Consider the following 8,625-nt stretch of genomic DNA (forward strand, 5'->3'; position numbering starts at 1 on the left):
CGCGTGTCAACTTTCTCCGCCTATCGTTGCGCCATGGCTGAGCGTCTGCTGGAGGGGATCCGGGTGGTCGACGTGGCCGCCCCGCCGGCCCAGATGACGGGGAGGATCCTCGCCGATCTGGGCGCCGATGTGCTCAAGGTCGAGCCCCCCGGGGGGGACCCGGCGCGCGGCGAGCCCCTGCGCTTCGCGGCGTGGAACGCGGGGAAGACCTCGGTCGTGCTCGGGCCCGACGACGCCGAGCTGCCCGAGCTGCTCGGGGGCGCCGACGTGGTCATCGAGACGCCCGGCTGGCGGGGCGGACCGTCGCTCGACCGGGGACTGGCGCCGTCGGCGGTCTGGGTGAGCATCACACCCTTCGGCCTGCACGGACCGCGAGCCGCCTGGCGGGCGAGCGACCTGGGCATCATGGCCGCGAGCGGCAACATGTACGCCACCGGGGACGGAGACCGGCCCCCGGTGCGCTGCACTCAGCCGTCGGGCTACGCGCACCTTGGCTCGGAGGCGGCCATGGCGGTGCTCACCGCTCTCGCCTCGGGTCGGCCCCAGCTGGTCGACGTCGCCGGCCAGGAAGCGGTGATGGCGGCCGACATGTGCGCGCCGGCGACTTTTGTGCGAACTGGAGCGCGCGGGACACGCCGCGGCGCCAACATCGGACGCAGCCGGGAGATCTGGCCGTGCCGTGACGGGTTCGTGTCGTTCGGCTTGCGCGGCGGCAAGGCGCGGGTGCCGAGCCTGCAGACGATCACCCGGCTGGTCACCGAGGCGGGCATGGCCACCCCGGCGCTCACCGAGCGGGACTGGACGACCTACTCGCACGTCACCGCCACCGACGAGGAGCTGGCGGCCATCGAGCGGCCGGTAGCGGCCTACTTCGCCAGCCGCACGATGGCCGAGCTGTACGAGGTGGCCTGCGAGACGAACCTCATGCTCGCTCCGGCCAACACCCCGCCTCAGATCTACGACAGCGCCCAGCTGACCGCCCGGGAGATGTTCGGACCGGTGGGCAGCCACGAGCGGTTCCCGCTGCGGTTCGTGCTGGCGCACGGCCCCGATGGGGCGGTGATCCCGGTGACCGCTCGCGGTCCCGCCCCGGGCGCTCCCGTCGCAGGCGGTCGGCCCGGCTGGACACCACGACGACCGCCGGCGCCTGCACCGGCCCACGGGCCGGCGTGGGCCGGAACCAAGATCCTCGAGCTGGGCTCCGGCGCCGCCGGCCCCATCGCGACGCGCTATTTCGCCGAGCACGGCGCGACCGTCATCCGCATCGAGTCCCCGAGCAGACCCGACTTCCTGAGGGTGTACGCGCTCGGGCCCGACAATCCCCACGGGCTCGAAGGCTCGACGCTCTTCGACGGGCTCAACCCGGGCAAGCTCAGCGTCACCTTGAACCTCAAGCACCCGGATGGTGTCGCCCTGGCCCGTCGCCTGGTGGCCTGGTCGGACGCGGTCGCCGAGAACTTCGCTCCGAAGGCCATGCGCGCCTTCGGCCTGGACTACGAGCGTCTGGCTGCCGATCGCCCCGACCTGGTCATGGTCAGCGCCTGCCTCAACGGCCAGACCGGCCCCCACCGGGACTACCCGGGCTTCGGCGGACAGGGGGCAGCCCTGTCCGGCTACAACGCCCTGACCGGGTGGCCGGACCGGGAGCCCGTCGGGCCCTTCGGCACCATCACCGACTCGCTCTCGCCCCGCTTCGTGGCCACCGCCCTGGCCGCCGGGCTGTTGTACCGGCGGCGAACCGGCCGCGGCGTCTACCTCGACGTGTCCCAGGTGGAGGCGGCCGTCTACACCCTCTCGCCCTGGCTGCTCGACTTCGCGCACACCGGCGTGGTCGCCGAGCGCGACGGCAACCGGTCGCCAGGCGCGGTCCCCCACGGAGCCTTTCCCTGCCAGGGCGAGGACCGCTGGGTCGCGCTGGCCGCGTGGGATGACGACGAGTGGGCCCGGCTGGCCGAGCTCATCGGCGTGGATGATCCGTCCTTGGCGACCCTCGACGCCAGACTGGCGCGCATCGAGGAGGTGGAAGGGGCCGTGGCCCAGTGGACGGGAGCCCGGGCGGTCGACGATGTCGTCGCCACGATCCAGAGCCTGGGGATCGAGGCCGTGCCGGTGCAGGACTTCGGCGACGTGGTCGCCGACCCGCAGCTCGCAGCCCGGGGCCACTTCGTCACCCTCACCCACCCGGCCATGGGCGAGGGCATCTACGAGCGCAACGGCTTTCGCCTGAGCGACGCCCCCTCCGGCTACACCCGCACGGGGCCGACCCTCGGCCAGGACAACGACCACGTGCTGCGGGAGATCCTCGGGCTGAGCACGACCGAGATCGACAAGCTGGCCGCGGACGGCGCCCTCGACTGAGGGGTGCCTCAGCCGGAGCGGTGGATGAGGTTCATCCTCGCGGTGAGCACCGGCTCGCCCGTCCGCTCGTCGGTGTAGCGGGTCTCGGAGACGAGGAAGGTCATCGTCTTCCCCTTGCTCTCCTTCTCGTAGACGTCGGTGATGCGACCCTCGGACGCGAGGACGTCGCCGACCACGACCGGGCGGTGATACTCGAACTCCTGCTCGCCGTGGAGGACCAGGCCGCCCTTGGCCATGAGGCCCCCGATCACCCTCATGACGGCGCCGCTGTCCACTTCGGGATCCGGGGGCGGCTGGTTCTCGGGGAACGTGCCCCAGTGGGCCATGGCGAACCCGAAGGTCGGAGGGGCGGGGATCGAGTCGAACCCGGCGTCGACCGCCGTCCGCACGTTCTGATAGACGGGGCTGTCGTCCTTGATCGCCTTGGCGAAGTTCGACACCGGTCCCCGCTCGACGGCGAGGCGAGACGATCCGGTCTTCTTCCCGATGACGCTCGTGTCAACTGCCATGCCGTGACGGTAGGGGCCGCCCTGCGCCCGCCGCAAGCCCGGAGATCACCGTCCGACCCGGTTGCCGACCCTCCGGGACCCCGCCTACGTTTGTGACGTACGCGTCAGGTTTTCAACCGGAGGGTTTCGTGATGCCGCTGCTCGAGGACAAGGTCGCCATCGTGACTGGCGCTGGCCACGGCGTGGGGCGCGGTGAGGCGCTCGAGCTCGCTGCCGAGGGGGCCCGGGTGGTCGTCAACGACCTCGGTGGCTCGGTAAGTGGTGACGGCGCCGACAAGCGCCCGGCCGAGGAGGTGGCCGAGCTCATCCGCAGCCGTGGTGGGGAGGCGGCAGCCAACTACGACGATGTCGCCGACTGGAAGGGGGCCGCCAGCCTGATCCAGCAGGCGGTGGACACCTTCGGGCGCCTCGACGTGCTGGTCAACAACGCCGGCATCCTCAGGGACAAGATGATGTTCTCGATGACCGAGGACGACTTCGACTCGGTCATCAGGGTCCACCTCAAGGGCACGTTCGCGACGACCCACCACGCCTCGGTGTACTGGCGGGAGCAGTCGAAAGCGGGCACCCAGCCGCGGGCGGCCGTCGTCAACACCGTCTCCAGCGCGGGTCTGCAGGGCAACGTGGGCCAGGCCAACTACGGAGCGGCCAAGGCCGGCATCGCCTCACTCACCATCATCACCAGCCTGGAGCTCGCTCGCTACGGCGTACGGGCCAACGCCATCGCCCCGGGCGGGATGACCCGCATGTCGGGAGCGGTGGTGAAGGACATGGAGCTCAAGGAGCCGGAAGAGTACGAGAAGTTCGACCCCATGAACCCGGGCAACTCGGCGCCGATGGTCGCGTGGCTCGCCTCGGACGAGGCCCTGCACGTGACGGGCCAGGTGTTCCGGGCCGTAGGCTCGACGATCACCCACTACGCCCCGTGGACGCTGGGCGAGGGCATCGACGCCCCCGGGGAGCCGGCCAAATGGAGCCCGGGCGACATCGGCCCGGCGCTCAACGCTTCGGTGTTCCACTCCCGCCATCCCGGCCTCCAGATGGGCCGGGCGCGAGGCAGATAGCCTCGGCGCCAGCCCGGGCCGCGCCCGGCGACAGAGCTACGAGACTTGCGAGGCCGGCCCGGGAGGGCGGCCCAGATGACGAGGCCGGCCCGGGAGGGCGGCCCAGAGGCAGGGAGGACGAGTGGGCCTGCTCGACGGGAAAGTTGCGATCGTCACCGGCGCCGGTCGGGGTATCGGCCGGGCCGAGTCGCTCCTGCTGGCATCCGAAGGCGCCAGCGTGGTCGTCAACGACCTCGGTGGCGATTGGACCGGCGAGGGCAAGGACGATCGTCCCGCCCAGCAGGTGGTCGACGAGGTGGAGGCGGCCGGTGGCACCGCGGTCGCCAACTACGACGACGTGGCCAGCTGGAAGGGCGCCGAGAGCCTCGTCCAGCAGGCGGTCGACACCTACGGGGCCCTCGACGTGCTGGTGAACAACGCCGGCATCCTCCGGGACAAGATGTCGTTCAACATGACCGAGGACGATTGGGACGCGGTCATCAAGGTGCACCTCAAGGGCCACTTCTGCCCCTCACGCATCGCCGCCGCCCACTGGCGGCAGCGCTCCAAGGAGAGCGGCGCGCCGGTCTCGGCCGCCATCGTCAACACGTCGTCCGAGTCCGGGCTCTACGGCAACGCCGGCCAGCTCAACTACGCGGCAGCCAAGGCGGGCATCGCGGCGATGACGATCGTGCTGGCGCGAGAGCTCGAGCGAGTCGGCGTCCGGGTCAACGCCATCGCTCCGGTGGCCCGGACCCGGCTCACCGAGTCGCTGGGGGGCGGCTTCATGGCGCAGAAGGAGGGCGACTTCGACCGGTTCGCCCCGGACAACGTCGCTCCCGTCGTGGCCTGGCTGGCCTCCGACCTGGCGGCCGGTGTGTCCGGCCAGGTCGTCAAGGTCCAGGGCGGCGTGCTCCAGCTGGTCCAGGGCTGGCGCCCCGTCACCGAGGTCAAGGCGGACAAGCCCTGGACCGTCGACGCCGTGGACGAGGCCCGCTCCGCCCTCTTCACCCGCTCCGAGCCGGGCGTGCCGCCGTTCATGTTCGACGTGGAGGACTAGCCCGTGCGGCTGGCCTGGGGGCCCGCGGTCGACGAGTTCCGCGCCGAGCTGGTCGACTTTCTCGAGGAGCACGCCCCCCCGGAAGCCAAGGCCCTCAAGAGCTCTGGCACCCTGTCGGACAGCGGTGACGAGGAAGGCGCGTCGATCATCCCCGACTGGGCGCGGCGCTGGCAGGCGACCCTGTTCGACCACGGCTGGATGGTCCCGGGGTATCCGCCCCAGCTGGGCGGCCGCGACGCGACGCCCGTGCAGACCCTCGTCTACCTGCAGGAGCTGGCGGCGCGGGGCATCCCCCGCTCGCTGCACTTCCCCGGTTACGCCATCGTCGCGCCGAGCCTCCTCGAGTTCGGTAACGAGAGCCAGCGCCGCCTGGCGCCCGCCGCCATCCGGGGCGACGACGTGTGGTGCATCGGGATGAGCGAGCCCAACGCCGGCTCCGACCTCGCCGGCCTCCAGACCAGGGCCGTCCTCGACGGCGACGCGTTCATCGTCAACGGCCAGAAGGTCTGGACGTCCTATGCCACGGTGGCCGAGCGGTGCTTCTGCTACGTCCGCACCGATCCCACGGCGCCGAGGCACCAGGGCATCAGCGTGCTCATCATCGACATGGCCACACCCGGTATCGACGTCAGGCCGCTCCGGCAGTTCTCGGGCGCGGCCCACTTCGCCGAGGTCTTCTTCTCCGATGTCGTCGTGCCCGCGACAAATCTGGTCGGCGAGGTCAACGACGGGTGGCGCATCACGATGGGGTCGCTGGCGCATGAGCGCGGCGGCCTCTGGGTCCAGTCGGTGTCGCTGGTGGAATCCACACTGGACGACCTCGTCACCTTGTGCCGCCGCCGTGGGCTGACCGAAGACGCCGGCGTCAGGCGACGCCTGGCCGAGGCCTACGAGCAGGTATCGAGCCTGCGGGCCCTGGGCTACAAGGGGTTCACCAGCTTCGCCCGCACCAGCTCGGCGCCCGAGCACTCCTACCTCAAGCTCGCCACGTCGGAGCTCGGCAAGTCGCTCTACGAGCTGGGCATGGAGCTCCTCGGCCCCGACGGTGTGGTCATCGACGCCGAACGCGGGGAGGAGGGAGGCCGCTGGGTGCGGGGCTTCTTCTTGAGCTTCGCCAACACGATCGCCGGCGGCAGCTCCGAGATCCAGCGCAACATCATCGCCCAGCGGGTCCTCGGCCTCCCGAGAAGCTGAGGCGGGAGGATCCTCACCGACCAGCTCCCCGGTCAGCGGCGGCCGGCTCGCCCCGAAGGCGCCCGGCGCGCCGGGCGCCCCCCGAATATCCCCGTGTGCAACACCGCCGCCAGCGTGTCCACGGCGACGGCGTCGTCGACGGACAAGCCGCGGGAGAGCACGAAGTAGTTGACGCGCTCGAGCATGGCGATGAAGGCGAAGGCCGCCGGCTCGGGATTCACGCCGGGCGGGCGCGACGCCTCTCCGATCCGCTCGGTCAGCTTGGATGTGATCCTCCGCAACGAGCGCTGGCCCAGTCGGGCGAGCGCCGGGTCCGACACCTGGCTCTCGCTCCAGGCCCGGACGACCGACCCGTAGCGGCGGTACACCTCGACGAAATGCTGCACCCACGCGCGCAGCTGGGCCCGGCCCTCGGCGCCGGGGCCGACGGGGCCGAGGCTGTCCGCCAGCGCCTCCATCTCGGTGGCGCACTCCTTGGCCAATGCCGCCAGGAGGTCCTCCTTGCTGGCGAAGTACAGATAGAACGTCCCATGCGAGGTGTCGGCTATCCGAACGATGTCGTCGACTCTCGTCGCCGCGTACCCGATCGTCTCGAACGCTCTGAGCCCGGCGTCGAGCAGGCGGACCACGGTGCGCCGGCCCTGGGCGCGCAGGTCACGTTGCTGGGCGGGCGTACCCCCAGCGCGGACGGGGGCCTGTCGCCGTGCAGCTTGTCGATCCCGATAGTCTGACGTCACGTCACCCGTGCGCCCGCACGTCACCAGGATGCTCGACGAACTCCCTCACGAGGCTGCGAAGCGCTTCGGCGATGCTACCGCCTATGTCTCTGCGGGCGGTTGGGACGTGTCCTACCGCCAGCTCGACCGGCTCTCCGACGAGGCCGCCGTCGGGTTGGCTCGTCGGTCGATCGGACCCGGAGACGTGGTGGCGCTGGCCATGCCGTCGCTCCCGGAGTACGTCGTCGCCTATCTGGCGCTGGCGAAGCTGGGCGCCGTCACAGCGGGTGTGAACGATCGTCTGTCCGAAAGGGAGCGCTCCGCAGTCCTGTCGGTCGCCCACCCCCGTCTCGTGCTCGCCACCCCTGGAGCCGTGCCCGATGGCCCCTCCCAGGGGGCGGACCTGGTCGAGGTGCGCCCGGCTGACCACCTCGGCGGCGTCCTGGCGGACATCCGCGAGCGGGACGAGTCGCCCCCGCCGCTGCCACCGGACCCCGACCGGCCCGTGGCCATCGTCTTCACGTCGGGGACGACCGGCACGCCGAAAGGGGCCGTCTTCGGCAACCGCCAGCTCCAAGCCATCACCGCGGCCGATCTGGGCGACCGGTGGGGAGGCGGCGGGCGAACCATGGCCGGTACATCGTTCGCGCACCTGGGCTTCATGACCAAGCTCGCTGGCGCGCTCCGGTCCGGGGGAACGACCTTCCTGATCAACCGGTGGCGGGCGGCGGAGGCCATCGAGCTGACCGAGCGCCACCGCCTCACCAACATCGGTGGCATCCCGACCCAGATCGCGCTCATGCTCCAGTCACCGGGGTTCGACCACCGCGACCATTCGAGCGTAGGACTCATCGTCATGGGCGGCGGGCCGGCCACGGCAGCGCTGGTGCGTGCAGCTCGCGCCGGCTTCGACGCCCCTGTGTGCGTGCGCTATTCGTGCACCGAGACCGGCATCGGCCTCGGCACCGCACCCGACGACCCCGACGAGGACGCCGAGGTCAGCGTCGGCCGGGTGCGCCCCGGTATAGAGCTGACCGTGCGCGACGAAGAGGGGCGGGCCATGGCTCCGGGCCAGGTCGGCGAGGTGTGCCTGCGGTCGGCGGCCGTCATGGCCGGCTACCACGGAGACCCAGACGCCACCCGGGCGGCGTTCACGACCGACGGCGCGGTGCGCACCGGCGACCTCGGATGGGTGGACGACCGGGACCGCCTGCGACTTGTGGGCCGGACCAAGGAGATGTACGTGCGCGGCGGCTACAACGTGTACCCCATGGAGGTGGAGGGCGTGCTGGCCGAGCACCCCGGCGTCGCCGAGGTGGCGGTCGTGCCCCGGCCCGACCCGGTCATGGGAGAGATCGGGGTCGCCGTCGTCGTCCCCCGCCAGCCCGGGCGCGGGCCCGAGCTCGCGGAGCTGCGGGCCTTCGCCGCTTCCCGTCTGGCCGCCTACAAGCTCCCCGAAGCCGTGGACGTGGTCGACGCCCTCCCCCGCACGCCCATGGAGAAGGTCGACCGCCGCGCCCTACAGCAGACGCTGGCGGAGCCACAAGAGCTAGGCTGACGCCAGCGTCAGAGATTCGCATGAGGGGAGACGCCGATGCGCACCGAGGACCTCATCCTGGTCAGTGTCGACGACCACACCGTCGAGCCGCCGGACATGTTCGCCAACCACCTCCCGGCCAAGTTGAAGGACCTGGCGCCCAGGAGCGTGAAGAAGCCTGACGGTACCGACGTGTGGGTCTACGAGG

Annotated in this window: 7 protein-coding genes; 5 read left to right on the forward strand and 2 right to left on the reverse strand. The window is 71.3% G+C overall.

Annotated elements, in window-relative coordinates; genetic code table 11:
* Positions 1-33: 33 nt before the first annotated feature.
* Positions 34-2,358, forward strand: coding sequence for a CoA transferase (locus VH112_07650; protein ID HEX4540107.1), 2,325 nt, complete (start codon positions 34-36; stop codon positions 2,356-2,358).
* An 8-nt stretch (positions 2,359-2,366) separates the two neighbouring features.
* On the opposite strand, the gene VH112_07655 is transcribed toward VH112_07650, so the two are convergent.
* Positions 2,367-2,867: a MaoC family dehydratase N-terminal domain-containing protein gene (locus tag VH112_07655; protein HEX4540108.1), complete on the reverse strand. Its 501-nt coding sequence runs from the start codon at positions 2,865-2,867 to the stop codon at positions 2,367-2,369.
* 131 nt (positions 2,868-2,998) lie between these two features.
* Here VH112_07655 and VH112_07660 point away from each other — a divergent pair, with 131 nt between their 5' ends.
* The 3 genes from VH112_07660 (at position 2,999) to VH112_07670 (ending at position 6,164) form a co-directional block, all read left to right on the forward strand.
* Positions 2,999-3,931 (forward strand): SDR family oxidoreductase, encoded by a 933-nt coding sequence (locus VH112_07660; protein HEX4540109.1) that lies wholly within the window; start codon positions 2,999-3,001, stop codon positions 3,929-3,931.
* Between the two features lie 121 nt (positions 3,932-4,052).
* Entirely contained in the window at positions 4,053-4,970 is a 918-nt protein-coding gene (locus VH112_07665; GenBank protein HEX4540110.1) for an SDR family oxidoreductase, read from the forward strand.
* Positions 4,971-4,973: 3 nt separating this feature from the next.
* Positions 4,974-6,164, forward strand: coding sequence for an acyl-CoA dehydrogenase family protein (locus VH112_07670; GenBank protein ID HEX4540111.1), 1,191 nt, complete (start codon positions 4,974-4,976; stop codon positions 6,162-6,164).
* 32 nt (positions 6,165-6,196) lie between these two features.
* Here the strand turns inward: VH112_07670 and VH112_07675 are convergent, their stop codons facing one another.
* Entirely contained in the window at positions 6,197-6,901 is a 705-nt protein-coding gene (locus tag VH112_07675; GenBank protein HEX4540112.1) for a TetR/AcrR family transcriptional regulator, read from the reverse strand.
* A gap of 28 nt (positions 6,902-6,929) precedes the next feature.
* On the opposite strand from VH112_07675, the gene VH112_07680 reads away from it, so the two are divergent.
* Positions 6,930-8,438, forward strand: coding sequence for a class I adenylate-forming enzyme family protein (locus VH112_07680; protein ID HEX4540113.1), 1,509 nt, complete (start codon positions 6,930-6,932; stop codon positions 8,436-8,438).
* Positions 8,439-8,625: the final 187 nt, after the last annotated feature.

Source organism: Acidimicrobiales bacterium (genome assembly GCA_036270875.1).
GTDB lineage: Bacteria > Actinomycetota > Acidimicrobiia > Acidimicrobiales > AC-9 > AC-9.